This window comes from Nostoc sp. (assembly GCF_036916985.1).
In the GTDB taxonomy this organism is placed as follows: Bacteria; Cyanobacteriota; Cyanobacteriia; order Cyanobacteriales; family Nostocaceae; genus Nostoc.
Map to the genome: position 1 here is coordinate 119,974 of NZ_JBALFD010000062.1, position 26,359 is coordinate 146,332.

36 protein-coding genes are annotated in these 26,359 nt (G+C 41.8%); 6 read left to right on the top strand and 30 right to left on the bottom strand.

Annotation, left to right across the window (positions count from 1 at the left end; genetic code table 11):
- Positions 1-351: 351 nt before the first annotated feature.
- On the top strand, positions 352-1,500 hold the full coding sequence (locus V7L07_RS20560; RefSeq protein ID WP_335060784.1) for a glycosyltransferase family 4 protein: 1,149 nt from the start codon (positions 352-354) through the stop codon (positions 1,498-1,500).
- 145 nt (positions 1,501-1,645) lie between these two features.
- Positions 1,646-2,089: a DUF29 domain-containing protein gene (locus V7L07_RS20565; RefSeq protein ID WP_335060785.1), complete on the top strand. Its 444-nt coding sequence runs from the start codon at positions 1,646-1,648 to the stop codon at positions 2,087-2,089.
- A 61-nt stretch (positions 2,090-2,150) separates the two neighbouring features.
- Here the strand turns inward: V7L07_RS20565 and V7L07_RS20570 are convergent, their stop codons facing one another.
- The 6 genes from V7L07_RS20570 to V7L07_RS20595 all read right to left on the bottom strand — a co-directional run bounded on the left by V7L07_RS20570 (position 2,151) and on the right by V7L07_RS20595 (position 8,352).
- Positions 2,151-2,966 carry a peptidase gene (locus V7L07_RS20570; RefSeq protein WP_335060786.1) on the bottom strand — a complete coding sequence of 272 codons (816 nt, stop codon included), beginning with the start codon at positions 2,964-2,966 and terminating at the stop codon, positions 2,151-2,153.
- A 10-nt stretch (positions 2,967-2,976) separates the two neighbouring features.
- A complete protein-coding gene (gene secG, locus V7L07_RS20575) occupies positions 2,977-3,210 on the bottom strand; it encodes a preprotein translocase subunit SecG (RefSeq protein ID WP_109011945.1) in 234 nt (77 codons plus the stop codon).
- A gap of 106 nt (positions 3,211-3,316) precedes the next feature.
- Positions 3,317-4,915, bottom strand: a complete 1,599-nt coding sequence (gpmI, locus tag V7L07_RS20580) for a 2,3-bisphosphoglycerate-independent phosphoglycerate mutase (RefSeq protein ID WP_335060787.1) — start codon at positions 4,913-4,915, stop codon at positions 3,317-3,319.
- A 221-nt stretch (positions 4,916-5,136) separates the two neighbouring features.
- Entirely contained in the window at positions 5,137-6,822 is a 1,686-nt protein-coding gene (locus V7L07_RS20585) for an ABC-F family ATP-binding cassette domain-containing protein (RefSeq protein ID WP_335060788.1), read from the bottom strand.
- Positions 6,823-6,977: 155 nt separating this feature from the next.
- On the bottom strand, positions 6,978-7,820 hold the full coding sequence (locus V7L07_RS20590; RefSeq protein ID WP_335060789.1) for an Rpn family recombination-promoting nuclease/putative transposase: 843 nt from the start codon (positions 7,818-7,820) through the stop codon (positions 6,978-6,980).
- A gap of 49 nt (positions 7,821-7,869) precedes the next feature.
- Positions 7,870-8,352 (bottom strand): hypothetical protein, encoded by a 483-nt coding sequence (locus V7L07_RS20595; protein WP_335060790.1) that lies wholly within the window; start codon positions 8,350-8,352, stop codon positions 7,870-7,872.
- Between the two features lie 151 nt (positions 8,353-8,503).
- Between V7L07_RS20595 and V7L07_RS20600 the strand changes: the two genes are divergently transcribed.
- The 3 genes from V7L07_RS20600 (at position 8,504) to V7L07_RS20610 (ending at position 11,605) form a co-directional block, all read left to right on the top strand.
- Positions 8,504-8,629: a hypothetical protein gene (locus V7L07_RS20600; protein WP_335060791.1), complete on the top strand. Its 126-nt coding sequence runs from the start codon at positions 8,504-8,506 to the stop codon at positions 8,627-8,629.
- Between the two features lie 77 nt (positions 8,630-8,706).
- Positions 8,707-10,776 (top strand): hypothetical protein, encoded by a 2,070-nt coding sequence (locus V7L07_RS20605; protein ID WP_335060792.1) that lies wholly within the window; start codon positions 8,707-8,709, stop codon positions 10,774-10,776.
- 91 nt (positions 10,777-10,867) lie between these two features.
- Positions 10,868-11,605, top strand: a complete 738-nt coding sequence (locus tag V7L07_RS20610) for a type I restriction enzyme HsdR N-terminal domain-containing protein (RefSeq protein ID WP_335060793.1) — start codon at positions 10,868-10,870, stop codon at positions 11,603-11,605.
- Between the two features lie 52 nt (positions 11,606-11,657).
- Here V7L07_RS20610 and V7L07_RS20615 read toward each other — a convergent pair whose 3' ends face one another.
- Both V7L07_RS20615 and V7L07_RS20620 read right to left on the bottom strand, forming a co-directional pair.
- Positions 11,658-12,137 (bottom strand): DUF29 domain-containing protein, encoded by a 480-nt coding sequence (locus V7L07_RS20615; protein WP_335060794.1) that lies wholly within the window; start codon positions 12,135-12,137, stop codon positions 11,658-11,660.
- Positions 12,138-12,358: 221 nt separating this feature from the next.
- Positions 12,359-12,721: a helix-turn-helix domain-containing protein gene (locus tag V7L07_RS20620; RefSeq protein ID WP_012410694.1), complete on the bottom strand. Its 363-nt coding sequence runs from the start codon at positions 12,719-12,721 to the stop codon at positions 12,359-12,361.
- Between the two features lie 240 nt (positions 12,722-12,961).
- On the opposite strand from V7L07_RS20620, the gene V7L07_RS20625 reads away from it, so the two are divergent.
- Complete coding sequence (locus tag V7L07_RS20625) at positions 12,962-13,408, top strand: hypothetical protein (RefSeq protein ID WP_335060795.1); 447 nt, start codon at positions 12,962-12,964, stop codon at positions 13,406-13,408.
- An 88-nt stretch (positions 13,409-13,496) separates the two neighbouring features.
- Here the strand turns inward: V7L07_RS20625 and prfA are convergent, their stop codons facing one another.
- From prfA to rplN, 22 genes are all read right to left on the bottom strand, one after another.
- Positions 13,497-14,594: a peptide chain release factor 1 gene (gene prfA, locus V7L07_RS20630; protein ID WP_185583541.1), complete on the bottom strand. Its 1,098-nt coding sequence runs from the start codon at positions 14,592-14,594 to the stop codon at positions 13,497-13,499.
- Positions 14,595-14,698: 104 nt separating this feature from the next.
- Positions 14,699-14,941, bottom strand: coding sequence for a 50S ribosomal protein L31 (gene rpmE, locus V7L07_RS20635; protein ID WP_012410697.1), 243 nt, complete (start codon positions 14,939-14,941; stop codon positions 14,699-14,701).
- 194 nt (positions 14,942-15,135) lie between these two features.
- Positions 15,136-15,552 (bottom strand): 30S ribosomal protein S9, encoded by a 417-nt coding sequence (rpsI, locus tag V7L07_RS20640; protein WP_104906415.1) that lies wholly within the window; start codon positions 15,550-15,552, stop codon positions 15,136-15,138.
- Positions 15,552-16,013, bottom strand: coding sequence for a 50S ribosomal protein L13 (gene rplM, locus V7L07_RS20645; protein WP_179068341.1), 462 nt, complete (start codon positions 16,011-16,013; stop codon positions 15,552-15,554). Before rplM ends, rpsI begins: the two co-directional genes overlap by 1 nt.
- A gap of 144 nt (positions 16,014-16,157) precedes the next feature.
- Positions 16,158-17,006 carry a tRNA pseudouridine(38-40) synthase TruA gene (gene truA, locus V7L07_RS20650; protein ID WP_335060865.1) on the bottom strand — a complete coding sequence of 283 codons (849 nt, stop codon included), beginning with the start codon at positions 17,004-17,006 and terminating at the stop codon, positions 16,158-16,160.
- 81 nt (positions 17,007-17,087) lie between these two features.
- Positions 17,088-17,438, bottom strand: coding sequence for a 50S ribosomal protein L17 (rplQ, locus tag V7L07_RS20655; RefSeq protein WP_094349105.1), 351 nt, complete (start codon positions 17,436-17,438; stop codon positions 17,088-17,090).
- Between the two features lie 31 nt (positions 17,439-17,469).
- Positions 17,470-18,417, bottom strand: a complete 948-nt coding sequence (locus tag V7L07_RS20660; RefSeq protein WP_094349104.1) for a DNA-directed RNA polymerase subunit alpha — start codon at positions 18,415-18,417, stop codon at positions 17,470-17,472.
- Complete coding sequence (locus tag V7L07_RS20665; RefSeq protein WP_256874956.1) at positions 18,398-18,532, bottom strand: hypothetical protein; 135 nt, start codon at positions 18,530-18,532, stop codon at positions 18,398-18,400. Before V7L07_RS20665 ends, V7L07_RS20660 begins: the two co-directional genes overlap by 20 nt.
- Before the next feature lie 277 nt (positions 18,533-18,809).
- Positions 18,810-19,205: a 30S ribosomal protein S11 gene (gene rpsK, locus V7L07_RS20670; RefSeq protein WP_069070761.1), complete on the bottom strand. Its 396-nt coding sequence runs from the start codon at positions 19,203-19,205 to the stop codon at positions 18,810-18,812.
- Between the two features lie 54 nt (positions 19,206-19,259).
- A complete protein-coding gene (gene rpsM, locus V7L07_RS20675; protein ID WP_094328449.1) occupies positions 19,260-19,640 on the bottom strand; it encodes a 30S ribosomal protein S13 in 381 nt (126 codons plus the stop codon).
- A 115-nt stretch (positions 19,641-19,755) separates the two neighbouring features.
- Complete coding sequence (rpmJ, locus tag V7L07_RS20680; protein ID WP_015129703.1) at positions 19,756-19,869, bottom strand: 50S ribosomal protein L36; 114 nt, start codon at positions 19,867-19,869, stop codon at positions 19,756-19,758.
- 117 nt (positions 19,870-19,986) lie between these two features.
- Positions 19,987-20,211 (bottom strand): translation initiation factor IF-1, encoded by a 225-nt coding sequence (gene infA, locus V7L07_RS20685; RefSeq protein ID WP_006276978.1) that lies wholly within the window; start codon positions 20,209-20,211, stop codon positions 19,987-19,989.
- A 184-nt stretch (positions 20,212-20,395) separates the two neighbouring features.
- On the bottom strand, positions 20,396-20,950 hold the full coding sequence (locus V7L07_RS20690) for an adenylate kinase (RefSeq protein ID WP_335060796.1): 555 nt from the start codon (positions 20,948-20,950) through the stop codon (positions 20,396-20,398).
- 2 nt (positions 20,951-20,952) lie between these two features.
- On the bottom strand, positions 20,953-22,263 hold the full coding sequence (gene secY / locus V7L07_RS20695; protein WP_179068338.1) for a preprotein translocase subunit SecY: 1,311 nt from the start codon (positions 22,261-22,263) through the stop codon (positions 20,953-20,955).
- Positions 22,264-22,337: 74 nt separating this feature from the next.
- Entirely contained in the window at positions 22,338-22,781 is a 444-nt protein-coding gene (rplO, locus tag V7L07_RS20700; RefSeq protein WP_069070765.1) for a 50S ribosomal protein L15, read from the bottom strand.
- Positions 22,782-22,870: 89 nt separating this feature from the next.
- Positions 22,871-23,398, bottom strand: coding sequence for a 30S ribosomal protein S5 (gene rpsE, locus V7L07_RS20705; RefSeq protein WP_094328453.1), 528 nt, complete (start codon positions 23,396-23,398; stop codon positions 22,871-22,873).
- Positions 23,399-23,505: 107 nt separating this feature from the next.
- The gene (gene rplR, locus V7L07_RS20710; RefSeq protein ID WP_335060797.1) at positions 23,506-23,868 is read right to left on the bottom strand and encodes a 50S ribosomal protein L18; all 363 of its coding nucleotides are present in this window, start codon (positions 23,866-23,868) and stop codon (positions 23,506-23,508) included.
- Positions 23,869-23,870: 2 nt separating this feature from the next.
- Positions 23,871-24,419 (bottom strand): 50S ribosomal protein L6, encoded by a 549-nt coding sequence (rplF, locus tag V7L07_RS20715; RefSeq protein ID WP_335060798.1) that lies wholly within the window; start codon positions 24,417-24,419, stop codon positions 23,871-23,873.
- Positions 24,420-24,547: 128 nt separating this feature from the next.
- Positions 24,548-24,949 carry a 30S ribosomal protein S8 gene (gene rpsH, locus V7L07_RS20720; RefSeq protein WP_094349096.1) on the bottom strand — a complete coding sequence of 134 codons (402 nt, stop codon included), beginning with the start codon at positions 24,947-24,949 and terminating at the stop codon, positions 24,548-24,550.
- 20 nt (positions 24,950-24,969) lie between these two features.
- Positions 24,970-25,518: a 50S ribosomal protein L5 gene (gene rplE / locus V7L07_RS20725; RefSeq protein ID WP_100901246.1), complete on the bottom strand. Its 549-nt coding sequence runs from the start codon at positions 25,516-25,518 to the stop codon at positions 24,970-24,972.
- A gap of 112 nt (positions 25,519-25,630) precedes the next feature.
- Entirely contained in the window at positions 25,631-25,984 is a 354-nt protein-coding gene (gene rplX / locus V7L07_RS20730) for a 50S ribosomal protein L24 (RefSeq protein ID WP_334708510.1), read from the bottom strand.
- Positions 25,984-26,352: a 50S ribosomal protein L14 gene (gene rplN, locus V7L07_RS20735; RefSeq protein ID WP_069070772.1), complete on the bottom strand. Its 369-nt coding sequence runs from the start codon at positions 26,350-26,352 to the stop codon at positions 25,984-25,986. Before rplN ends, rplX begins: the two co-directional genes overlap by 1 nt.
- Positions 26,353-26,359: the final 7 nt, after the last annotated feature.

Consider the following 26,359-nt stretch of genomic DNA (forward strand, 5'->3'; position numbering starts at 1 on the left):
AGCTAACAGGAGTTATTATTCATTACCTTTAAGTAATTAATATTTACTTAAAGATTTTGTGTTCATGGTAAACTGTGGTCAGTGAAAATTTATCACATACTTGCCGGATATGAATCTGACATTAGTCAGAATAAGTTGTTTAAATATCAGAAATTAACAACTTATAACTACAATAAATAAAGCCATCAATCCACTGGTTTAATCAGCTGACAATAAGCTTTTTAAACTAGTAGAAAGTTTTGGGAATTTTTAATAAATAAAAAAACCAGCAAGTATAGCTAGATAAAAGAAAAATCACAAAGGACACACAAGTAATACATTAAACCCGCTTTTATTACAGCTAAATAAAGAATGCGTATAGCCTGGATTGGAAAAAAAACACCCTTTTGCGGCAATGTCACCTACAGTCGAGAAATTACAAATGCCTTGCTAGATAGGGGACATCAAGTTAGCTTTCTTCACTTCGCCCAGGAAGAGTCTGAACCTGATAATTGGCCAAATCTTCGAGAGGTTTCCCTGCCTTTTATTTACAAGTCCCAGGTTTACACAATTCCTACTTTTAAAGCCACCAAAGTTTTAACCGATTCACTGCGAGAAATCAAACCAGATGTAGTCCATGCTTCCTTGACGTTATCTCCTCTAGACTTTTTTCTACCGGAAATCTGTGAGGAACTGAGGTTGCCCCTAGTTGCCACTTTTCATACACCCTTTGCTGGCAAGGGTGCTAAGCTGATATCGGGAACACAACTTTTGGCTTATCAGCTCTACGCGCCTTTTTTGGTTAACTACGATCGCGTGATTGTATTTTCCCAAATTCAACGAGAATTATTAGCAGGGATGGGCGTGCGGGAAGAAAATATTGCCGTAATTCCCAATGGGGTTGATACCGCTAAGTATTCTCCAGGACTTTCTAAAATCAAAGCAGAATTTAAAGCCGAACGCCTGTTTGTCTATCAGGGTAGAATCGCGCCAGAGAAAAATGTCGAAGCCCTCCTCCGGGCTTGGAAGCAGTCGGCAATGGAGCCTGGTAGTAAGTTGCTAATTGTTGGCGATGGCCCTTTGAAGTCTTCCTTAGAGCCGTTTTATGGTTCAGAATACGGCATTATCTGGTTGGGATTTGTCGCTGATGAAGACCGACGCATCGAAATTTTGCGGGGCGCAGATATATTTGTTTTGCCTTCATTGGTAGAGGGTTTGTCCCTATCTCTATTAGAAGGAATGTCATGTGGGTTAGCTTGTTTAGCAACAGATGTGGGTGCAGATGGAGAAGTCTTAGAAAAGGGCGCAGGTGTTGTTATTAATACTAAAACAGCGCGATCGCAATTAAAAACCCTCTTGCCAGTGTTGCAAGACCATCCAGAGTTAACAACGCTACTGGGGCAAAAAGCTAGACAACGTGTATTAGACCGCTATACCCTGAGTAAAAATATTACTCTGCTCGAAGAACTTTATAAAGAAGTTTTAGCACAGCGACCTCTACCGCTAAGTCGCAGAGCGTAAGGGTAGAATATCACTTACCTAAGTGTTATATTATATGCCCAACTTCTTCAAGAAGTCGGGCATTTGGGCAATTATCGGCAAAAATTAATATATTAGTTAATATAAAAGAATAAATAACTCTAAATTCAAGCGACAAGATCAACAAATGACTGCAATCATCGACATAAAAACATTATATGAATCCAATTACCTGCAATGGTTAGAGGAGACTATTAAATGTCTCAAAAATCGACAATTAGCAGACGTTGACTATGAAAACTTAATAGAAGAATTGGAAGATTTGGCTAAAAATGAAAAAAGGCGAGTAAGAAGTTTATTAGAACAGATTATTAGACATTTATTACTTTATCAATATTGGGATTTAGAAAAGCCAAGAAATGCTAATCATTGGGCTGCGGAAATTATTAGTTTTCGCAACCAACTAAATGAAGATTTAAGTGCCAATTTACGCAATCATTTAGAGGAGAATTTCAGCATAATTTATAGTAATGGCTTAGATTATGTTAAAGCTAAAACAAATTTAACCAATTTACCTGAATTATGTCCTTATACCTTAGAGAAAATTTTAGATAAAAATTGGTTGCCTTAATCTTAAATTTTGATTTTTTACACAAAACATATCCATATTTTAACTCAGCAACACCATAAAATTAAGTCGCTGAATTATCTACTAAAGACCATCCCAAAGTAGTTGGCTGTTCATAAACCCACTTTAAAGTATTTACATCTCTGGGAGAAATAGGCAACGGATTACGAACTTGAGAAAAATATAGCGCATCAGTTTGTAGCGGACTATGACCCCAAATTCCCAAAGCATGACCGAATTCGTGACGGGTAGCTGCAATGAGATACTCACCTGTTTGACTGGGACTTAACAAGATGGTGAAGCGGTGGGATAAAATTTTGTTGCTGGTGTATAACTCGTAAGTAGTTTGTGCCGATCGCGCACGGGGTATATTACTACCAGGGGAAATTTGTAGAGGTGGCGCTTTTCGTACAATCGTAATATCAGCAACTTCTGGCTGTTCGACTATTGTTAAAGGTAAATAAGTACTCCATTCTTGTACACCCTGCAAGACACCATTAACCCATGCTTGAGCTTGTTTTTCGCTGATGGCTTTTGGTGGTTCTACGTAAACTCGAATGGGAAATTGCGACCAGACTAAATAACCAACTTGGGTCGTTTTGACTTGGGAAAAGTAGTCACCACTGTTAGTCTTATCTTGCCACTGTGCGAGTGTGGGCGGTAAGGGATGGGATTTTGGGGGAGATGGTGAGGTTGAGAGAGAGATGATTAAGTTTGAATAATCATATTTTGGTATTATTGTAAACCCATCACTCGACTCGATATTAGTAAAAACGATTAAAAGCCCTGTGCCAAAAAACAAGGCAAGAGCTACAATTAACCGTCGTGAAATTAAATTTATTAGGGTGTTAAGTATTGGATTTTGGGTTATTTTCCCCATTTACCTATCCTTATTTAGGCAGCCAACCAGCACTTAAAACTACTGTTAAACCGAGAAAAATTACTGTCAATGCCCAAGTAATGCGGTTTAAGGTATTTTCTGCACTCTTGGTACTGCTAAATAGCTGGGCTTGTCCGCCAATAGCCCCAACACCATCACCTTTGGGGCTATGCAGCAAAACTAAGATAATCAAACCAGTGGCGGAAAATGCCCAAATGCCTTGCACGATATTACTAACTGTCATGGTAGGAATCTCATTTATAAAAAGTTTCAAAAAACAGAATTCAGAAGTTAGGAGCCTATTAAAAACTCCTAACTCTTGTAGAGACGCGATTAATCGCGTCTCTCTTTTACAGTCCTACTTGCACGGGGGTGCGAGTACGTTGTAGGTCATATTCTGCTGTTTTCAGCAGCGATCGCCCGGTCATTTCTGGTGGCTGAGGCAGCTGTAAAATCTCTAGAATTGTGGGGGCGATGTCGGATAGCTTGCCATCGCTTCGCAGTTCGACATTTGTACCATATCCAGGGATTTTGACTTTCTCGCCTTCCACCAAGATAAAGGGGACTGGATTAGTGGTATGAGCCGTCCAGGGATTACCCCCATCATCTAGCATATACTCAGCATTGCCGTGATCGGCAGTAATAATTGTTGTACCGCCGGCTTTAATCACGCTTTCTAATAAGCGTCCCAAGCAGCGATCGACTGTTTCAATTGCTGTAATGGTAGCGTCGATTTGACCAGTATGCCCTACCATGTCTGGGTTAGCATAGTTAATCACAACTAGAGAATACGTACCCTTTTGAATCGCAGCGATCGCAACATCTGTAACTGCTACTGCTGACATCGCTGGGGCACTATCATAAGTTGCTACCATCGGGCTACTTACCAGTTCCCGATCTTCTCCGGCAAAAGGTTCCTCCAGACCCCCATTAAAGAAATAGGTGACGTGGGCGTATTTTTCGGTTTCGGCAGTGCGGAACTGATTCAAACTATGATTGGCTATGACTTCTCCCAGAATGTTACTGAGATTCTGCGGCTCAAAGGCTACAGCCACGGGTAAGTCTGAATCATACTGCGTAAAGGTAACAAAAGATAGCGGTGTGATTTGCTGTCTTTCAAAACCGTCAAATTTGGGACTGACCAAAGCTTGAGTTAATTGTCTGGCGCGATCGGGGCGGAAGTTGAAAAATATTACCCCATCGCCTGGTTCTATTGCGCCGGGAGCAATTCTGATGGGGTTGACAAATTCATCTTTTACCCCTTCGGCGTAAGATGCTTGCAAGACTTCTACAGCCGTGCGATCGCCACCTGCACCATCTTGGGTCATCACGTCGTAGGCGCGCTTGACCCGATCCCAGCGGTGATCGCGATCCATCGCGTAGTAGCGACCACTGAGGGTGACTATGCGCCCAATTCCGGCGCGGTCTATATAATCTTGCAGCAGTGCGATCGCTTTTACCCCTTCTGTTGGGGCGGTGTCACGACCATCGGTGATCGCGTGAATACAAACTTCTGGAATTCGCTGGTCTTTGGCTAAGTCAAGTAGTCCGAATAGATGGGTGATATGCGAATGTACCCCTCCCTCAGAACAAAGCCCGACTAGATGCAGCTTACTATTCCGAGAACGAACTTCCTGGCAAATTTTGACAAGTGCTGGGTTAGAGGCAATAGAACCGTCTTCAACCGCATCGGAGATGCGTACCAGTTCTTGCGGTACAACTCGCCCAGCACCAATATTCAAATGACCAACTTCCGAGTTGCCCATTTGTCCCTCTGGCAACCCTACGGCTTTTCCTGATGTGCGGATGAGGGTATGCGGGTAAGCCGCCCATAAACTGTCCACAATGGGAGTTTTAGCAGCAACAATAGCGTTTCCTCGCTTTTCCTCGCAGTAGCCCCATCCGTCTAAAATGACTAGCACCACAGGAGCAACAGGTGCTTTGGTCATAGTAAAATTGCCCTTTACTTTTTGTAATACCCGAATGATACCACTGCTAATCCACGCCGCAAGTGAATTTTTGCTTATTAACTTATTTTCTGAAGGACTTGCAGCTTTTTGAAAGATTTTTTAAATTTTAGTAATTTTTCTGTGATGTTTGAGAACGCTAATAAGGAGTGATTACTTAGTAGTAGTACTAAAACGCTACTACTAAGCCCTTTTCTAGTTTCTCATTTCCTTTTCGCGGAAGCTTTAGCAGCTTTTTTCGCTGCTTTTTCGGCTTCTATTGCAGCTAACTTTGCTTGTTCTTTTTCTTCGGCAATTTTCTGGAGATAGTAATGATAGTCTCCTAAGTAAACGCGGAATTCTCCATCACGAATTTCGACGATTTTATTAGCTACTTGAGAAATAAAGTAGCGATCGTGGGAGACTACAATTGCCGTACCATCATAATTTTTGAGTGCTTCTTCCAGCATTTCTTTCGCTGGAATATCTAGGTGGTTTGTCGGCTCATCTAAAATTAGTAAATTCGCGGGACGTAAGAGCATTTTTGCTAACGCCAAACGAGCTTTTTCTCCTCCACTTAATGCCCCAACTGCCTTAAATACTGTATCACCAGTAAATAAGAAGCGTCCTAAAAGCGTGCGGACTTCTTGATTATCCCAATCTGGAACTTCATCATGGATAGTTTCCATGACAGTTTTCTTCAAGTCCAAGGCTTCAGCTTGATTTTGCTCAAAGTAACCGGGAATAACATTATGATCGCCTAATTGAACACTACCTTCTGTGGGTGGTTCCATACCCATAATCACGCGCAGAAGGGTAGATTTTCCAGCACCATTGGGGCCAAGAAAAGCAATGCGATCGCCTCTTTCAATTAGGAGATTTGCTGCTAAAAACAGGATTTTCTCACCATAAAGATGAGTTAAATCTTTAATGTCCACTACTTCACGTCCACTGCGGGGTGCAGGGGGAAAACGGAAGTGTAAAGTTCTTACCCCAGCAATGGGTGCTTCAATGCGCTCAATTTTATCGAGTTGCTTTTCCCGGCTTTTTGCCTGGGTGCTGCGGGTAGCACTGGCGCGAAATCGATCAACAAAGGTTTGCTGTTTCTCTAATTCTTTTTGCTGGCGTTCGTAAGCACTCAGTTGTGCTGATTGACTTTCGGCTTTTTGTTCCAAATATGCTGTGTAGTTACCAAGGTAGGTACTGGAAACACCACGTTCAGTTTCGACAATTTGGTTGCAGAGGCGGTCAAGGAACTCCCGGTCATGAGAGACTATTACCATCGGCGTAACCAGTCCTCTGAGGTAATTTTCCAACCACTCAATGGTTTCTAAATCTAGGTGGTTAGTCGGTTCATCCAGTAGCAACAAATCGGGTTTTTGCAGGAGGATTTTACCTAAACTCATCCGCATTTGCCAACCACCACTGAAGGCACTGACGAGGCGATCGCCATCTTCTAGCCCAAACCCCATTTCTGGTAATATTTTCCCAATGCGTGCGTCTAAGTTGTAGCCATCTAAGGCTTCAAATTTGCGCTGCAAGCGATCCAACTTATCTATAAGTCGATCCAGTTCCTCTGGGCTAGCCGTTTCCATCTCTTGTGGTATGTGCGCCAGAGATAACTGTACTTCGTTGGCTTCTTTGAAGACAGTCCAAAATTCTTCTCTAACGGTGCGGGTGGGGTCTACTTCAAACTCTTGGTTAAGATAGGCTATATGTAAGCTATTAGGGCGAATGATTTCGCCGGCGGTGGGTTCAATTTCCCCAGAAATGATCTTTAACTGGGTGGATTTTCCAGCACCGTTGACACCGACTAAGCCAATGCGATCGCCTGGTTTAACTTCCCAGTTGATATCTTTGAGAACTTCGCCTGTGGGATAAATTTTACTTATATGTTCTAATCGCAGCATTAAGTTTCTCTCAGGTAGGGAGTGGGTGGTTGAGGACGAAGTACTAACACCGCCTCTAATATTAACAAAAATTAACTATAAATTCGTCGTGATCAAGTTTGGAAGCCGCAAACCAAATTTGGCTTGAGCCACGGATAAAATTTACCACATCTATCTTAAGACTGACTTTGTGCTACTTGTCTGACTTCTTCGACACTCAAATCTAGCGCCTGTGCTACTTGTTTTACAGTCAACCCGGCTGCTAACATTGCTGGTACTGCTTTGAGTTTACCTTGTTCAATGCCTTGAACCCTACCTTGTTGAATGCCTTGTTGAATGCCTCGTTCAATACCTTGTTCAACACCTTCCTGAAAGGCTTCCTGATAAAATCTGGTTTGCTTTAACTCGCTTAAGCCAAACATTTGCTCCATCTCCTCCCTAGTCATTGTGGGAAACTTGTAAACCAAAATAGTCTCTATAAATTGTAATAACTGCTGCTGTTTTGGTGGTGAGCTTATCTCTGACTTGGTTCTGTCTATCAACTCCCTTGCTTGTGCGATCGCTATATCATCAGTTGCAATTACTAATTTAGCAGTTGCAATGCCAATTGGAAGCGATGCAGCCTCACCTAATTCATCCAAATAAATGCGCCTGACGCGCCCACTTGTGAAAAACTCACGGTAATGTTTGATATTACCTGTATCTACATTTCTATTTGGGTATAAAACCACAGCACCCCAGTCATTTAACGGTTGATTCTGACGGAGGTATAAACATATTTCTGCAATTAGCCGTGAATAAATTTCCCCATCAGCTTGAAATTGCACTTCAAGAAAGTAAATCGGGTTCTCACTTCCTTGTGTAGGCAGAAATACACCATCGATTCTGAAGGCTGTTTGTTTGATTTCAACCGATGAAAATTGATAAAGGCTAGCTTCTTCTGGCGGATTACCAATAAGTTCAAAGAAGATATCAGGAAATTCTTGAAACAGCCGATAAAAGATGATGTCTGTTTTCACAACTTTATATCACTTGAAGATTTTGATTTGCTGTTCATCTGTTAGTTTGTTATTCACAACCATCTCGCACTTTCAGTAATTGCTCTTTTGGTATCCCTAATATACGTGAAAGGGGCGCTAATAAACTATCATCAAATGCTTCTCCAGCATAAATATTATTCAGTTCCGTAGGAGATAATTTAAAGGTATCGCAGAATTTTGCAAACTCCTGGTTACTCAAATCAAGCTCTTTTTGCCTATCTTGAAGTAAAACTGCGATCGCTCTAGTTCCATGCTTCGGACGCTCACTAGTTTTTACATATTTTTCCATTAAATAATTGACTTTTCTGGTATCGCCACCGATTTTTTTAATTAAATCAGTGCAAGCCATTTTTAGCGCTTTCTTTAAAACTTCTTCTTCGTTTAAAATTTTAATAATTTCACTGGCATATTCTGGTTTAAAAAATCCCACCAAATTCCCTTGATGATAAACTGGTATATAAGGATTATTCGTTTCAAGTTGCCAATCTAAAGGCTCATTGCGTAGCGACATAGCTGCACCCCTAAATATTTTAAGATTGCACTATTTTAAAACCATTTATTCCTTAACTGCCAGTAAAGTATGCTAGCCCTGGCGATTAGAAATCGCAGCTATACAGACAAAACCCACCTCCGTGGGTTTCAACTTGCTGGAGTCCACGCAGATGGACTTCGTTTGTGTAGGCATTACGTATTTCTACCAGAACTTTAACTCAGCCAAAATTAGCGATCGCCTTGCTCATCGGCAAGTGGCTAAAGGCTTACCAGAGAAAGGTTTGGTAGTGTTATGAGGCTGTTGGTAGATATTCAACCATAGTGGGCATACTGTAAATATCAAGTAATTAAGCATCGAAACAGGGTAAACAGTATGTTGACAATAACGTGGCAAGAAGAGATTGCATCCTTAAAACAAGATTTGAAGAAGGAAATTAAAAAAATCTCAGGTAATTCTGAAATTAATATACCTAATCATATTTGCCTTAATAACCTGAAATCAAAGTTAGAGCGATTAGATGAAATAGAAAGAATTCTTAGTATAGAAAAATATAAAATTGCTTTTATAGGTACTATTGGTCAAGGAAAAACGACAGCTATTTGCCATCTTTTTAACTTAATAAGTGATTTAAAGGTTTCCAAGACTAGTGGTAGTAAAACTGAAGATGTAAGCGAAACCAAAGAGCTACTATCAACGGGGGCAGGCAGAACTACTATATGTGAAGTAATTATCAAAGCATCTGAAAAAACTTACATAGAGATAGAGCCGTATACAGTTGATGAAATGGAAAATATTATTATTGAATTCTGCGAATATATTGCGAATAAAGATAATCCTCAGCCAGATCAGAGAGTAATTATTTCTAAAGAAATTGAAAGAGCTATTAGGAATATTATAGGAATGAAGTTACGTTATAAAACAATTTATGTTGACAAGAAAAAGAAAAGTGAAACCATTGATCCAGCGAAGGAAGAATTTGATAAACTTGTATTAGATGAATCAGAAAAACTAGAGCCTGTAGAAGACCTTGATAAGTTGAGGTTAGATGAATTAAAAAAAGTTGCTTTGAATAAATTTCAAAAGCTTACCTTGAATAATGCAAGCCTGGAATCTAGAACTACGAATAGGATTGAATTTGATAATCAAAAAAATGAGCAACAATGGATAAAAAACACCTTTGCTGCTATTAATACTGCTGAGTTCCAGGAATTTGCTATTCCGAGAAAAATATATCTTTATGTGAGCCATGATGTTTTATCTGGCTCAAACTTGTCTCAGTTCGATTCAGTCATTGATACCAAAGGACTTGATGAAAATCCTATTCGTAAAGACTTACAGAAATATATTGAAAATCAGGATACTATCTGTCTCTTTGTAACTCCCTTCGCTGCTGCTCCTGAAGCTAATATCAGTAAATTAATAGGTTATCACCTTACATCTAAATCCAAAGATTTTCATCATAGATTCGTAACTTTGGTATTACCTCACAAAGATGAACCTGAAAAAGTGAATGAATGTGATGGAGATTATGATAGAGGGATTCAAATCAAAACAGATGAGATTCAAGATACCTTCCAGAAGTTGAACTTAGATTTCTTCCTAGAAAATATCTTATTCTATGATGCTTTGAGGTACTACCGTGATGATATATACAGCGAAGAAGATATACAGGCAGATAAAAATGAATTTATTGAAGCTATAGCAGGTGTAGTAGAACGTAGAAAAAATATTTTATTAGAAGAGATCAAGGATATTAAAGAAAGTTTTACGAGAATCAAAAATGGTGATGCTCTAACAATATCAGAAATTAAGGCAATTGAAAATGCCATTCAGAAGATAAAAGATTTAAGATATTTGAATAAAAGAGTACCTGGTTTTGTTTATAAAGATTTTATTGATAAATATGTTGAATACTATCGTACCGTTTATCGGGCATGGAATACTAAACATGCTATCCACAGAAACTTCGGTTACTATGAGCCAAGAAATATAGATATATATTACGACATGAGAGTTATTGCTGAAGGAAGAAATGAAGATGAAATGTTGAAGAAGTTTACCAAAGAAGCAAAACAGGAATTAGAAAATATCCTTAATGAGCTTACATCTGCAAATGAATCTTTAAAAACATTTATCCCTGAATTAGTCGTACAATTTAACTCATTTTATGACAATTTTATAAGTGAAGTAGGTGTAGAAATTCAATATGAAGCTATAAGAAAATTATCACCTCAAAGCGAAGATTCTGATTTCTGGATAGCTTTAATTAATGAAAAAGGTCGGGAAAGACCTCAAGGTGAAAAATATGTAGATAATGTATGTCAGACATTGAAGCACGAACTTGAAACTGAGCAAAGCCTAAATACATTTTTAGAGATTAAAGCAGGACAGTATTGGGCAGAATTAGTTACTAAAATATTAAGCTTTTTCGGAGAAAAATAGACAAAAAGCAATTTTAAATTGCATGGAAAATAATAAGGGATGCAATATTATTGCATCCCTATAAACAGTTTATAAATCAACCTAAGTATCTATGACTAGCTTAAGTGAAGAAATATCTAGAAAACTAAATATATATAACAGAAACTATGCAGAATATACCAAGTGTTTGATTAAAGGCAGGGAAATTGTTCTAGATGGACGACCAGAAGAAAAAGTTAGACAATTGTTTATCTATTTTTTAGTAAATGAAAGTGGATTATTTCCAAGCAAAATTGATATTAAAATTGAGTCTGATTATCATGATATAGAATTATATAAAACTGTACAAAATGAATATTTTAAACCATATTCACCTCCTATAATGATTGTAGAAATAAAGCGAGAAGAAGAAAATTTGCGTAATCATGAGAAGCAGATTGAAAGATACCTAAAAAAATCTTGTTCAGAAATTGGTATTTTATACAACTATCATCAAATTATTGCTTATATAAAAAAAGACGCAGTGTTTACGAGAAATAAGCTCAATAGTCTTGAAGATATACCACCTTTAATCTTGCAAAGTTCTAATAAATTAGATAAAAATCTACTAGAATTTGAAAAAGCTGTAAATGGAAGTTTTGATAGCTTTATTTATCTTGTTAATCAATATGGAAAATATAAACTTAACAGAATAGTTTTCAGACTTAAAGGTGAACAGTTACCCATAGTAGGATATTTCTTCAAATTTAAAGAAAATAAGCTGTATTACAATATATATGTTCAAGATGTTAAAAAAGAGCAAAGCTGCGATTTCCAAGATTTTGAAAAACTAGTTTCTATTATTTATTGACAAATATAACGTGTCTCCAAATAACAAATGTTCGTAAGAAAAATTGCAGGAATTATCCTTCCCAGTCTTGACGAGTATCGCACAGAAAATTGTCTGCGTAGGCGTAGCCCGTCGTAGACATCGCATCATCAAATAAATAGGGACAATGTTCTGGAAAAGTTCGTAATGGTAAATTAGTTTCTCGTAGCGCCAAATCGACTCCCGCTTCAAAGCCATCTAACAAAGCTTCTTCGATTCGAGACTTTAAGCTGGGGTTCTGTCGCAAATGTCTGTGGATGGCGCGACGCTGTTCTCGAATTGTTAAAAACCAACTGCGATCGCGTTGTTCGGGTTGAAACTCCCACTTCAATAGATGACCGATTAATACACTCAGGCGACTCACAAGTTCCCGATACTCCTGTCTGCCCAAAGCTTGAATTTCCTCTTGCAGGTGTTGCCAGTCTAGTTCCATAACTAGCCTCTGCTCTAACGCTTTAGCCTGCTGCTGTGTCCAGCCATAGAAATCTTGGTCATACAAAAAAGGTTTGTCCATAGAGTTGAATCTTGACAGCAAGAAACCACGAGCTAGTTTGAGCCAATTTTATGCTAGGGACTTCCAAGAAATAAATTATCCAAATAAACGAACCACAGAGACACAGAGAACACAGAGGGAGAAGAGATAGAGAGAATTTTTGCGTTAGTTTTGGGATATTGTTTTATTTGGAAGTCCCCTAAATCGCTTTTAAAAAACTTAATTACGAATTATTTTAATATTCAACTAGCCTTCGCCTCATCCCCCGATGCTTCAGCCACAGCCGCCAATCTATCTGCCGCAGCTTGGACAATTTGAGCCACTTGGGCCAAAGGCATGTGCTGGATTTGTCTAAGAATCAGACTCAAATCTGAGGTTTCTGGAATTGGCTTACCATCTATGCAGCTGATTAACTCTTCCATTGTGTAGCCTGCTTTCGATGCGATTCGAGCCAAATTTTCTGTATCTGGAACCTTCACACCTTTTTCCCACATCTGAACAGCAGTAGCAGATACCCCCAAAAGCTTACCAAACGCTCGCTGACTCATTGAACCGCGAGCTAGTTTAATGATCTCAATCAGTTTTTGTTTGCTTTCGATCTTCACTGCTTATATAGCTAGCCAACTTTATTTACAAGTCTACTTTCAATATTACAATTTTACTTTTATATTGACAGCCTTGTGTTTTAGTATTAAACTATATCTCTGGTTGTAAATCAGCAACTACAGGCATCAAGCTAGTAGACGAACCCATCTATCTTTAACCAACCCAAAAAACTTAGTTTGCTACGGCAGTTGTGCTAGTAGCTAGACTTTGCTGCGAAGAAATAATATCGAAGGTGCATCATGTTTCGCAAGCCACGCAAAATTAATCAATATCGCCGCAAAGGTAAAAACCTTATAGCCACTAATAAAATTAAACCAGAACAGTGGAACATTTCTGACGCAGAAACCAAAGAAGCTTTAAAAGTTAAAGGCTACGATGTTAAGCAAATCAAAAAAATCCACCTTCTGAAACATCAAGTGTGTATTTCCTACTGGGATGCAAAAGGCAATATATGCAGCAGCTTTTTTAGCTACCGGATTTTTGCGCGTTGGCAAAAAGAAATAGAAAATTTAATTTATACCTGTAAAACCCTGAAGGAATGGGCAAAGTTAAATTACCTTATGAAGTACGAATTTGCCTATTACCATTATCCCAGTGAAATAGAAAATGTACTCCACGCGATATTAGAAAACCACCTGTCTGTGTTAAAAGTAACAGACGAACAAGTGGTTTTACAGAAGATTTAACAGCAAAAATTATGACCATTTGTAGAGACGCGATTCATCGCGTCTTTATCCAACCAAAGATGTGTTGCAATCATTAATTGAATTGGTATTAATTAGCGGCAGAAGTCGCTAACTCCGCGAGACGTTCTTGCTGGTCTAGAGATATACAAGATTGGATAAGTGTCTCTAAATCACCATCCAAAACAGGGGTAAGGGAATAATTCTGACCTAACCGATGATCGGTAGCGCGGTTATCTTTATAATTATAGGTGCGAATTTTTTCCGATCGCGATCCTGTCCCAACCTGCGATCGCCGCATGGAAGTTACAGCTGCTTGTTGTTCGCCTAACTTGATGTCATACAACTTCGCCCGCAGAATTTGCATCGCCCGTTCTTTGTTTTGCAACTGGCTGCGTTCTTCTGTACAGAAAATGCGTATTCCCGTTGGTTTGTGCATCAAGTCAACGGCTGTTTCCACCTTGTTGACGTTTTGTCCACCAGCACCACCAGAACGGGCTGTAGTCATTTCAATATCTTTCGGGTCAATGTGAATTTCCACATCATCTACCTCTGGCATAATCGCTACGGTAGCTGTGGAAGTATGAACCCGTCCTCCAGATTCAGTTGCCGGCACGCGCTGCACACGATGCACTCCAGCTTCAAACTTTAGCTGGCTGTAAACGTCATTACCTTTAATTTCGAGAATGACCTCTTTCCAGCCACCCATTTCTCCACGAGATTCGCTCACCAGAGAAACTTTCCAACCTTGAGTCTGGGCATAGCGGGTGTACATCTGCATCAAATCGCCAGCCCAAATACTTGCTTCATCGCCACCAGTACCAGCGCGAATTTCCAACATGATATTCTTTTCATCATTGGGGTCGCGTGGTAGCAGTAAGACTTTCAACCGAGACTCTAAATGTTCTATTTTTTCTTCAAGTTCTTTTACTTCCAGTGATGCCATTTCTTGCAACTCTGGATCACTGGCAGATTCTTTGTAAACCTGACGCGCTCCGATTAAGTCTTCTTGGGCTGTTTTCCAAATTTCATAAGTATCAACAACCTCTTCCAAAGAAGAACGAGACTTAGCAATTTCTTGATACTCATCAGGATTGCTAGCGGTATCAGGGTCGCCAAGACGACGGGTTAATTCATTAAAAGTTTGTTCAACGGATTTTAGTTTGTCTAGTAAGTATGATTCAGCCATGACGAGTGCGATCGCTCCTTAAAAAAATAACAAATTGGCTCGAGCATATAAATGAAAATCGACCCAGCTGATGCAGGGCCGTCGTTAACAGCAGAGCCAACTCGCTACTTTTTGGTTTGTTCGTCGCCAGATGTTTGAGTGCTGCTCATACCGTACTTACGGAGGAAGCGCTCTACTCGACCCTCAGTGTCAATAATCTTCTGAGTACCGGTGTAAAAGGGGTGATTTCCAGACCAAACGTCCACGTGCAATTCTGGCTTAGTAGAGCCAATGGTCATAACAACTTGACCGTTGCAGTAAACTTTAGCGTCTGGATACCACTTGGGGTGAATATCAGCTTTAGCCATTGTTTTTTTTTGTGATGAATCTATATAAATTATAACTTTCAGCGTTCAATTGGCGCTAGGGATTAGGGACTGGAGACTAGGGATTGGGGACTGGGAAAGATGTAAATAAATAACGGACTTTTCCCAATACTCAATTCTCAATACCTAATCTCCAATACCCAGTACCCAGTACCCAATACCCAGTCCCCAATCGCTTAACGCTTAGAGTACTGAGGCGCTTTCCGAGCTTTATGTAAACCATATTTCTTCCGCTCTTTTGCTCTCGGATCGCGAGTCAAATAACCTTCGGTTTTCAAAGGTGGACGGTTATCTGGATCTAGTTGGCATAAAGCACGCGCAACTCCCAAACGAACAGAATCAGCCTGTCCGGTCAAGCCGCCGCCTTCTGCTTTTACCAAAATGTCATATTCGTTTTCTAGTCCCAGAGTTTCCAGGGGTGCTTTAATCACTCCCAGGTAGTTGGGGTTGAATTGGAAATACAAGGTTCCATCTTTACCGTTCACAATCAGTTGACCGGTGCCTGGAACCAAGCGTACCCGTGCTACTGCATTCTTACGGCGACCAGTACCCCAGTATACGGCGCGACCGCTATTAGCATCTGCTACTACCATTAATTTTCTTCTCCAGGAATTGTACTAACTTTTAGTTCTTTAGGTTTTTGAGCATCATGCGGATGGGTAGGCCCAGCGTAAACCTTCAGCTTGGTGAACAACTGCTTACCCAGGCTATTTTTAGGTAGCATACCTTTAACAGCTTGTTCTAAAATCCGCTCTGGTATACGGTCTTGTAGTTTAGCGAAAGTTTCGGTTTTCATCCCACCAGGGCGACCAGAATGGCGGCGGTAAAGCTTTTGAGTACGCTTTTTACCTGTGACTGCCACTTTCTCGACATTGATGACGATTACGAAGTCACCTGTATCTAAGTGGGGTGTATATTCAGGTTTCTTTTTGCCTCTCAATACCTGGGCGATTTCGCTGGCGAGACGACCAAGGCGTTTATCGGTGGCATCTACTATGTACCACTCACGCTCAAGGGTTGCTTGAGAAGGAAGGTATGTTTTAACTGTTGTCATTTGTCATTTGTCCTTTGTCATTTTTAATTTGTCATTAGTCATTTGTCTTTTGTCATTTGTTATTTGTCCTTTGTCCTTTGTCCTTAGTTATTCACTAATGACCATTGTACAGACGCGATTAATCGCGTCTCTACTGACCAATGACTAATGACCAATGACTAATGACTCTTGACTAGTGACGAACTTTGGCAAGGTGTCGTACCAAATCTCTTTCGGAAAGGGAAAATCGGGATAGCCGACTCGCAACAAGCACAAGCCTTGAGGCGGTGCGGCGTGTTTTACTTCTTCCCGACGTTGTTCTTTCCAGAGTTCGGTGAAGCTAGAAAGTGTTCGTTGTCCAGAACCTACTTGTACTAGCATCCCTACCAACAGCCGTACCATGCCATACAAAAATCCATCTGCCTGTATTTCAATATGGATAAATGGCCCACTGCGACGACACTCTGCTGCTTGCACCTCTACCCAGGAATGCGATCGCTTTGAGCCTGCACGGTGAAAAGCAGCTAAGTGATGCTTTCCCAACAGAGGTTTCAAGGCAGCTTGGATTAAAGATTCATCCAGGGGTGCATAATAATAATGCCAACTGAAGGGTCTTACAAACAAGTTAAGCCGATCTTCAGTATATATTGTGTAGCGATACCGTCGATAAGCTGCACTAAAGCGAGCGTGCCAACGGTTATCGACACTAGCTGAAGCCCTGATTAATATATCTGGCGGCAGGTAGCTGTTGAGGATTGTTGCCCACTTGTGAGGCGGAATTAAACCTGTAGCTTCAAAATGGGCTACTTGGGCAGCAGCGTGAACTCCTGAATCGGTTCGCCCAGCCCCATGTAGTGTTACATGGTATCCAAGGATAGTCGCGATCGCAATTTCTATCTCTTCCTGAACTGTCCGCTGTTTTTTTTGCCGTTGCCAGCCATGAAAATGAGTGCCCAGGTATTGGATTACCAAGGCTACTCGATGAGTTTGTGTAGGCTGGTGGCTTTCTAACATACAGATTTTGTCCTTTGTCATTTGTCAGTTGTCCTTTGTCATTTGTGAATAACCAATGACTAATGACTAATGACCAATGACTTAAACCAATTCAATTATTGCCATTTTTGCATTATCACCCCGACGCGGTACGGTACGTAGGATGCGGGTATAACCGCCCTGGCGATCGCCATATCGAGTAGGAGCTTGCTCAAATAGAGCGTGAACCAGTTGTTTGTCGAAGATATAGCCAAGAGCTTCCCGACGTGCTGACAAGGAGCCATTTTTGGCTAGGGTAATCATTTTTTCCACTTCACTTCGGAGAACTTTCGCTCTAATTAAAGTGGTGGTGATCTTACCATGACGGATCAGCTCGGTGGCGAGCGATCGCAGCAAAGCACGGCGTTGATCGGCTGGTTTACTGAGTTTTTTGACGCGACAACGGTGACGCATAATTATGCACTATGAATTATGAAGGTTTTTCTTAAGGGTGTTTAGAGCCTCTTTCCATTGGCAGGGTGATGCCCAACCGTCGCTGCAAAGCTTCCACAACTTCTTCTGCTGACTTCTGCCCAAAGTTCTTAATTTCTAAGAGGTCTTCTTGGGTATAATCCAACAAATCTGCCACAGAGTTAACTTGTGCCCGTTTGAGACAGTTATATGCCCGCACAGAAAGTTGCAACTCTTCGATGGGTATCTGGGCAGTTGGATCGTCTGGAATATCGGAACCTGTGTCTGTTGGTTCTAGGGAGATATCTTTCAACGGGTTGAATAAATCTACCAAGATCGCAGCAGCAGAAGATAGTGCTTCTTGAGGGGAAATACTGCCATTTGTCCAAACTTCCAACAGTAGTCGGTCTTTTGGAATCAAGCCTTCCCCACGAGATTCTTCAACACTGTAGTTGACTTTTCGCACCGGCATAAATATCGAGTCGATTTGGAGAAAATCCAACGATGTGGCTTCCTCACGTCCTCGCTCTACAGTGCGATAGCCTTTGCCCTTTTCGATCCGAAATTCCATTTCCAGCTTTCCACCCTCAGCGATGGTAGCTACATACTGAGTCTGATCGATGACTTCTACTTCACTGGGTAAATCAAAATGTGCCGCAGTGATTGTTGCTGGGCCGCTAACGAGTAATCTACCAATCTGAGGCTGCGAAGAATAGTTTTTCAGGATAACTTCCTTCATTCTCATGAGGATTTCCAGCACATCTTCCCGCACGCCCGGAACTGTGGCGAACTCATGTGAAACGCCCGCAATCCGCACTGCTGTAACTGCTGTACCTTCTAAATTAGACAGTAAAACCCGCCGCAGTGCGTTGCCAACAGTTGTTCCTTGACCGCGTTCGAGAGGTTCCAATACAAATTTACTGTAATGGTTCCGACTTTCTTCGGTATTCGACTCTACACATTCAATTTGAAACTGCGCCACGGATGAGCCTCCCTTCTTCTAAGGTGCTGCTAGCAGACAAATCAATTGCCTCCAGAATTGATTGCCAATTTTCGATTTTGGACTTTGGATTTTGGATTGTGCTTCTTTCGTTCATGCTCCGCCTCGGATTGACGGAACAAATCTTAAATCATCAACTTAAAATCCACGAGGCCCAGCACCCTTATAGTCGGGTTCAATCTAAAATCGCAAATCTAAAATCCAAAATTGATTAATAATATTTTGAGTAGCCCAAAGCTTAACAGCTTTCCCGGTGGGAAAATCTGACACGCTTCTGGTTGCCCAAGCTTTGAATCAATGACAATTTGCACGTTAGACGTTCAAGTGGTCATTGCTGGCTGTCACTTTTCGCCCTCGCTGCCAAGTCTTAGTATTTAAACTCGACGGCGCTTGGGTGGACGACAACCATTGTGAGGAATCGGGGTAATATCCCGAATCAATGTAATTTCTAGTCCTGCTCCTTGAAGTGCCCGGATAGCGGTTTCTCTACCTGCTCCTGGGCCACTGACCATTACCTCAATTTGGCGCATTCCTTGATCGATAGCTCGGCGGGCTGCACTTTCAGCTGCGGTTTGCGCTGCAAAGGGAGTTCCCTTTTTTGCTCCCTTAAAACCGCTAGAACCAGCACTAGCCCAGGAGATGACATCTCCGTTTTGATCGGTAATGGTGACAATGCTATTGTTGAAAGTAGACTGGATGTAGGCCATTCCACTGGGTACATTCCGTTTCTGCTTCTTGCTCCCGGTTTTTTTAGTTGGTTGTCTCGCCATACTTGTTTAGTTGATTTAAGGTAAAACTTGCTCGGATTAGCAAGCGTTGCAAAATTATTTCCCTGGAGCCTTCTTCTTCCCTGCCACTGTCTGCCTTCTGCCTCTACGGGTTCTGGCATTGGTGCGAGTTCTTTGGCCTCTGACTGGTAAGCCCATACGATGACGACGACCTCTGTAGGTACCAATGTCAACTAAGCGCTTGATGTTCAAAGACTCCAAGCGCCGCAAGTCGCCTTCAACTTGATAGTTGGTTTCTATTTCCCCTCTTAGGGCTGTCACATCGGCATCACTTAAGTCCTTAACACGGGTGTCTGGGTTCACACCAGTTGCCGCTATAATTTCTTGAGCGCGTGATAACCCAATTCCGTAGATGTAAGTCAGACCGATCTCGACGCGCTTATCGCGTGGAAGGTCTACTCCGGCAATACGTGCCACAATGAACTCTCCCTATTGTTCTCGCAATTACTGTTAGTTGGAAAAACGTGATTAATCGCGTCTTTTCGTTTTAATGATGATATGCGTCCTGCAACTCACTCTGTTGGTAAGAGTGTTATCCTTGACGTTGTTTGTGCTTTGGGTTCACGCAGATCACCATGACGCGACCACGACGTTTGATCACGTTACACTTTTCACAAATTTTCTTGACTGAGGCTCTAACTTTCATGCCTTTTATTTTTTGACTCCAAATATAAAATTATAGCATTTCTAGGGAAATTAATCCAGTTAAATGACTAATAAACAGTCAAAAAAATGGTTTTATGGTAAAATTTTCTACATATACTTACTTCTTTCGTAGTCGATAGGTAATTCTGCCTTTGGTCAAGTCGTAGGGGGTTAACTCCACCTTGACGCGATCACCGGGCAAAATCTTGATATAATTTCGGCGAATCTTGCCGGAAATGTGTGCTAGCACGTTAAAACCATTGTCCAAGTCAACGCGAAACATCGCATTGGGCAAGGACTCTGTAACCGTGCCTTCCATTTCAATCAAATCTTGCTTAGACAATTTGTTTTTTCCTCAACTCAACAATTTCGTGTTCAGTTGCAGCCTTCATCTGCAAAGAAACACATTTTAAGAAATATATCAACAGTTTATTAATATATCTTAGCTAAAATTGATCTTTTTTTTGCTATGGGGAATAGTGAGTGATAAGTGGTGAATTCCCTACTCCCTACTCCCTACTCCCCTTTCAAGAAGCGATTACCTTTTGTAGTTCACCAGTGACATCTTCTTGGGACTGATTGCCATTGACTGTTAGGAGTTTTTGGCGATCGCCGTAATAATCAATTAAAGGTGCAGTTTCAGCGCGGTATACTTCTAAACGACGACGAATCACCTCTTCGGTATCATCTTTTCGTCCTCTAGCTAGCAAACGTGCGATGACAATTTCATCTGGTGCATCTAAATTGACTACCTTTTCGCCACCTTGATGTATTGCTTCCAGTAACTTCTCCAGAAAAGCTGCTTGGGTCACTTTCCGAGGAAAACCATCAAGAATCCAACCATTTTTGGCATCTGGTTGACTGAGGCGCTCCTTTACCAAGTCCTCCACTAGCTGGTCGGGTACTAACTCGCCGCTATCAACATAACTTTGAGCTTTGATTCCTAAAGGAGTCTGCTCTTTCATAGCTTGTCTTAATATTTCACCCGTAGAAATATGGGGAATATTCAAGTGTTCAGCCAAGGTTTGAGCTTGTGTTCCTTTACCCGCTCCAGGTGGCCCCAAGAAGATTAATCGCGTCACTATTATTTCACCATTCCTTCATAGCGCTGAGATATGACATAAGTTTGGACTTGTTTGGCTGTCTCAATTGCCACACCAACTAAAATTAACAACGAGGTTGCACCTATTCCCCGGAAAGTTTTCACATTCAAAGCGCTTTCTACGGCTGTGGGGATAATAGCAACGAAGCCCAAAAAGATCGCACCCAAAAAAGTGAGTCGGTTGGAAACGCGTTCGATATACTCGCTAGTTGCCTTGCCGGGACGAATCCCAGGAATACTAGAACCCATTTTCTTCAAGTTCTGCGCCACATCTACCGGGTTGAGAATCAACGAAGAATAGAAGTAGCTGAAGAAAACAATAGAAATCATGTAGACCAAGGCATAGACCCAGGAGCTAGAACCGCTTGGACTCAAATAAGTGTTAACTATATTTGCCAAATCGGCATTTTTAGTAAAATTGGCGATTAGCAGTGGCAAACTGAGGATGGCAGCAGCAAAAATAATTGGCATTACGCCGCCTTGATTTAGCCGCAGTGGCAGATAACTACGCTGCTCTGCCAAAACTCTTCGACCTACTTGCCGACGAGCCGAAATAATTGGGATGCGGCGCATTCCTTCCTGCACAATCACAATCCCAACAATTGTTGCGAGGAAAACTAAGACCAGCACAATTACCCGACCCACTGCTTCCCGACCGCCGACTTGTACCAAGTCGATGGTATCACCCAAAGCTTTTGGTAATGATGCAACAATATTGACAAAAATCAACAATGATGCGCCGTTGCCAATACCCCGTTCTGTAATCAGTTCTGATGCCCACATGACGAACATCGAACCAGCAGTCAGAGCGATCGCAGTTTCAGCCACAAAGATTGGCCCTGGCTTTAAGGCGAATTGTTGGAGGAATAATGCCGAAAAAGCTGTACTTTGAAGGATTGCCCAACCTACAGTTACATAGCGGGTAATTTGCGATATTTTTCGCCGACCTGCTTCCCCTTCATTTTTCTGTAAATTTTCTAAAGTTGGAATCGCAGCTGTGAGTAACTGGATGATAATAGACGCATTAATGAAGGGTAAAATTCCTAAAGCAAAGACACCCAAAGTCGAAAGTCCTCGCCCGGAAAATATATCCAATAAGCCGAATATGGAATTACTGCCCGATATGGCTTCGGCAAATCTCGGTCTATCAATGCCTGGGACAGGTAAGAAAATACCCAGGCGAACCAAAATTAAAATACCGACGGTGACAAGCAGCCTACCTCTAAGCCCAGCTGCCTGCGCCATCTGCATAAAAGTTTCTTGAGCCGTTGGGGCTTTATCTCGACTGATCATAGAGTGCTACCTTTATAGTGAACCAAGCACTGGCAGCGAGTTGGCTTGCATTTAAGTGCGCTGTTCCGGCTCACTCATAAGACTTCACAACTACCACCAGCTGCCTCAATTTTGCTACGAGCTGAAACTGTAAAAGCTGCCGCTTGTACCTTGAGCGGAATGCTCAATTCCCCGTTACCTAAAACTTTCAATGGCCCTTTGACAGCAGTCAGGATACCTGCGGCTTTCAATGAGGTCAAAGTTACTTCTGTATTCGCGGGAAGGGAGGCTAGCTTCTCTACATTAATCGTAGTGTAAATCTTCTGATTAACAATCGGAAAGCCCTTTAGCTTAGGTAAGCGGCGGTACAATGGCTGTTGACCACCTTCAAAACCTGGTCGAGTGCCGCTACCAGAACGAGATTTTTGACCCCGCATACCTAAACCAGCACTAGCGCCTTGACCGGCAGAAATACCTCTAGCTACACGCTTCTTGCGTTTCTTGGAGCCTTTTTGCGGCTTAACATCATGGAGTCTCATAATTTATCAAGTTCTCATTTGTCGTTTGTCATTTGTCATTTGTCATTTGTCCTTTGTTATTCACTAATGACCAATGACTAATGACTAAATTAGATGTAGAGATTTTGAATAGGAATACCGCGATCTTCAGCGACTTCAGAAAGGGTACGCAGTGTAGATAAGGCATTAACTGCGGCTCTAGCATTATTGAGCGGATTATTAGAGCCTAGTTGCTTGGCTAAGACGTTACGAACTCCTGCTAATTCCAACACAGTTCGTACTGCACCACCCGCAATTACCCCAGTACCAGGTGAGGCTGGACGCATAATCACTTTTGCACCACCACCGACACCATCAATAGGATGGGGGATGGAGTTAGATTTGGTGATTGGGATATCAATGAGGTGTTTTTTGCCGTCGGCTACGCCTTTTTTGACAGCGCCAATTACATCGGAAGCTTTGCCTACTCCAACTCCAACCTGACCGCGTTCGTTACCCACGACAACGATCGCTCGGAAGCTGAGTTTTTTACCACCTTTGACCACTTTACTTACGCGGCGAATTTGAATAACCCGCTCTTGCCAAGTGGTTTCTTCTTTTTTGGCACGCTTTGTTCTACTTTTACGCTCTGTTGCCATAATTTATGCTCTGGTGAACGTCATTTGTCAGTTGTCATTTGTCTTTTGTCATTTGTCCTTTGTCATTTGTCCAATAACTAATGACCAATGACTAATGACCAATGACTTTAGAAATCTAAACCAGCTTCGCGGGCTGCATCAGCTAGTGCTTTGACACGACCGTGATATAAGTTACCACCGCGATCGAAGACTACTTTGGTAATGCCTTTTTCTAGCGATCGCACTGCGATCAACTTACCAACTTGTACCGATGCGTCGCGGTTTGCACCTGACGCTAAACTAGATTTCAACTCTGGTTCTACAGTCGATGCGGCCACGATAGTTTGATGCTGAGTATCATCAATTAACTGGGCATAAATATGCTCATTAGAACGAAATACCGCTAAACGGGGACGTTCTGGGGAGCCAGTTACTTTGCCACGCACGCGTCGATGACGACGGTTTTTTGATTCTCTACGAGTAAGTTTCATTTCTACTTCTTACCACCCTTACCAGTCTTACCAGCTTTCCGTCTGACCACTTCACCGGCATAGCGAATGCCTTTACCTTTGTAAGGTTCTGGTGGACGAACGGCACGAATTTTGGCGGCTGTGTTACCGACGATTTCTTTGTCATAGCCGCTGACAATGATGTTAGTGGGGTTTTCTACGGCAAACTGAATTCCTTCTGGTGGTTCAATTTGCACCTGATGGCTATAACCCATATTTAAAACTAGGTTACGCCCTTGAAGTTGTGCCCTGTAACCAACACCTTGAATTTCCAAACGGCGCTGAAAACCAAGGGATACTCCCTCGACCATGTTGGCAACTAAAGTGCGGCTCAAGCCGTGCAATTGCTTCGATGTCCGAGTTTCATCCCGACGATTTACGTGTAATATTTCCCCCTCTTGAGAGAGTGAGATATTATCTCTGAGAGTGCGAGAAAGTTCTCCTTTCGGGCCTTTCACCACAATATTCGTACCATCGATCGCCACTTGAACTTTGGCGGGAATAGTAATTGGACGTTTACCAATACGAGACATGACTTTTTGTCCTTTGTTATTTGTCCTTTGTCTTTTGTCCTTTGTTATTTGTCCTTTGTCTTTTGTATTTCACTAATAACAAATGACTAATGACCAATAACTAATGACTAATGACTAATGACCAATGACTACCAAACGTAACAAAGTACTTCACCACCCAAGTTCTGACGCCGCGCTTCGCGGTCAGTCATAATGCCACTGGATGTAGAAATAATGGCAATGCCAATGCCGCCTAGTACCCTTGGTAATTCTTTTCGATTTGAATAAACACGCAAGCCAGGCTTACTTACCCGCTTTAAAGCGGTGATCAAAGGCTGACGGTTTTTTCCCTTGTATTTCAGGGAAATTACCAGATTGCGTTTTACCCCTTCTTCTGCTTCTTCGATTTCAGCAATAAAGCCTTCCTCCCGTAGCACTTTGGCAATGCTCCGGGTCAATTTTGTCGCTGGCACTTGTGTAGTTTGATGCCGCGCCAGGTTGGCATTGCGGATGCGCGTCAGCATATCTGCAATTGTGTCGTTAGCCGCCATCGTTCCCTCTATAGATGAACTTATTGATCGCGAAAGGGCATTCCTAATTCTTTAAGTAAGGCGCGTCCCTCTTCGTCGTTTTTTGCTGTGGTAATGATGGAAATATCCATCCCACGTACTTGATCGATGCTGTCGTATTCGACTTCTGGAAAAATTAGCTGTTCTCTCACACCCAGAGTGTAGTTACCGCGTCCGTCAAAGCTTTTAGGGCTAACGCCGCGAAAATCTCGAATTCTGGGTAATGACAGGCTAACCAGTCTGTCGAAAAAGGCATACATCCGTTCGGCTCTGAGAGTAACCATGATTCCCACAGGCATCCCTTGACGAATCTTAAAGCCAGCGATCGCCTTTTTCGCCCGTGTCACCACTGGTTTTTGACCTGTTACCAAGGCAATTTCGTTGATGGATGCCTCTAGAGACTTCGCATTTTGAGCTGCTTCACCCAAACCTCGGTTTATCGTAACCTTTACCAACTTCGGTACTTGATGAACGTTGGTATATTGAAACTGATTAATCAGTTTGGGGACGATTGTCTCTTGATATAAGGTTTTGAGTCTTGTTGTCGCCATAGTTTTTTTGTCCTGATATCCCTGGGCTTGGTCAGGGAAACTTTAATTTTGGATTTTAGATTTTGGATTTTGGATTAAATTTAAAATCTAAAATTTCAAGTTGGCTAAATTCTTATTTATCGAGAATTTCGCCAGTTTTCTTGAGTTTTCTGACCTTTTTGCCTTCTGAGGTAAAGGTGTAACCAACACGACTAGCAACGTTTTGCTTGGTGGAATAAAGCATGACGTTGGAGCTATGAATCGGGAATTCTTGGGTAATAATTCGCCCCGATTCCCCTTCTTGCTGAGGTTTGACGTGCTTGGTTTTAATGTTGACACCTTTGACGATGACTTTACTCAGTTGGGGAAGTGCCTGAGTAATTTCGCCAATTTTTCCTTTGTCTTTGCCAGCAATCACTTGTACAGTGTCGCCAGTTTTGACGTGCATTTTATGGAATACTTTGGGCGTACCTTGTTTGGCTGCCATTAAAGCACCTCCGGAGCCAGAGAAACAATTTTAGTAAAGTTTTTATCGCGCAGTTCCCGTGCAACTGGGCCGAAAACCCGTGTGCCTCTGGGATTACCGTCTTTGTTGATAATTACAGCGGCGTTATCATCAAAGCGAATACTCATACCGCTGTCACGACTTACAGCTTTCCGAGTCCGAACAATTACTGCTTCCACAACATCAGACTTTTTAACAGCCATGTTGGGTGTAGCATCTTTGACAACTGCGATAATTTTATCGCCGATAAAGCCATAACGGCGATTGCCTCCGCCTAAGATGCGGATGCACATTAGTTTGCGGGCGCCGCTATTATCTGCGACATTCAGGTAAGTCTGGGGTTGAATCACAATTATT